Raw genomic sequence first — 1,735 nt, forward strand, 5'->3', positions numbered from 1 at the left:
CAGCCGGTCGGGCTGGGCCCGGACGTCGCCGTCACCGAGGTCACGACGGACATCTCGGCGGCCGGTTCGTACGGCCAGACGTATCTGCCGCTCCCCTACCCGGCGAGCAAGGTGGCCGTCGACGGCCGCTGGCGGTTCGAGCCCGAGGGGCGCACCCTCGTCGGGGACGGCGGCCAGACGACACGCGGTGCCAGGTACCAGGTCGGCAGTCTGGTGGTCGAGCCGACGGCCGAGCAGCTCGCCGGGGCCGCGGCCCCGCGTGCGGACCTCGCCCGTGAGTACACCCGGGTGCCCCGTTCGCTGCCGGCCGTGGTCCTGAAGACCGCGCAGAAGGTGACCGCGGGGGCCCGCAACGACTACGAGCGTGCGGTCGCGCTCCAGGACTGGTTCGCCTCAGAGGGCGGTTTCCGTTACGACACGACGGTGACGTCGGGGACCGGGACGGCGGCGATCGAGCGGTTCCTGAAGGACCGGGAGGGGTTCTGCGTCCACTTCTCGTTCACCATGGCCGCGATGGCGAGGACGCTGGGCATCCCGGCCCGGGTGGCGGTGGGCTTCACCCCGGGCACGGCGCAGGCGGACGGTTCGGTATCGGTCGGGCTGCGCGACGCGCACGCCTGGCCCGAGCTGTACTTCGAGGGCGTGGGATGGACCCGGTTCGAGCCGACCCCGTCCCGGGGCAGTGTCCCCTCGTACACCCTGCCGGAGGCCCCTTCTCCGGACGTGGACGACCCGGCGCAGCCGTCGGTGGAGGACACCGCGGTGCCCTCGGCCGTCCCGTCCGCCACGGAGAGCTGCCCGGCGCAGGCACGGCGCCAGGGCGAGTGCGGCGAGACGGCCGTTCCGGGCGCGGCCGCCCCGACCGACCCGGGCGCGCCCGTGGGCACCGCCGCGCTGTGGGTGCTCGGCGCACTGGTGGTGCTCACCGTTCCGCTGCTTCCCCTGCTCTGGCGGACCCGCGCGCGGGCGCGGCGGCTGGGCTCACCGGGCGGCCGTACGCCGGCCGAGGCGGCGGGCCGGGTGCTGGCCGCCTGGGAAGAGGTCACGGACACCGCCTGGGACCACGGCATTGCGCCGGACGAGTCACAGACCCCCCGGAAGGCGGCGGCGCGGATCGTCCGGCTGGGCCGGCTCGACGAGGCCACGGCCGCGGCGGTCCACCGGCTGGCGGGCGCGGTGGAGCAGGTGCTGTACGCCCCCGAGCCCCGGCCTGTCATGGGGGCGGCCGAGGATGTGGCGGTGGTGCGGGCGGGCCTGCGCGCCACGGCGGGCCGGGCGGGCCGGCTGCGGGCGACGGTGGCACCGCGTTCGGCCGTCCGGGTGATATGGGCGCTTTCGGCGCACCGGGCGCAGCTGGCCCGCCGCTGGACGGCCCGACTCGGCCGCGCCCGCTGGACCGCCGTCGCCTCCCGGCTCCGCCGCCGCCCGCCCCGGCGGGCCTGAACCGGGCCGCCGTACCGGGCCCCCGGCGCGGGGGCCCGGCGCGGGGGCCCGGCGTCCAGGGCACCGGGGCACTTGCGCCTACCGGGCCCTGCCGGACTGCTGCCGTGCTGCTGCCGTGCTGCTGCCGTGCTGCTGCCGGGGCCGACGCGCCCAGGACACCTGGGGAAACCGGAAACCTGCGGAAAGCCTGGGGCGAAGGCGGTGCCAGGTGCGCGGTCGGGGGCGTTCGGAACACGGCGGGCCGGACAGGCCGGACAGCCCGTGCGCCACCCGCCGGGACAGGCCGGGGCAC

Annotated in this window: 1 protein-coding gene; it reads left to right on the forward strand. The window is 77.3% G+C overall.

The genetic code is table 11. From position 1 onward, the window contains the following. Positions 1-1,443: transglutaminase domain-containing protein (locus IH13_RS0132275; RefSeq protein WP_031090027.1), on the forward strand; the 1,443-nt coding region annotated here is incomplete at its 5' end. Positions 1,444-1,735: the final 292 nt, after the last annotated feature.

Origin of the sequence: Streptomyces sp. NRRL WC-3549 (assembly GCF_000721935.1) — a bacterium.
GTDB lineage: Bacteria > Actinomycetota > Actinomycetes > Streptomycetales > Streptomycetaceae > Streptomyces.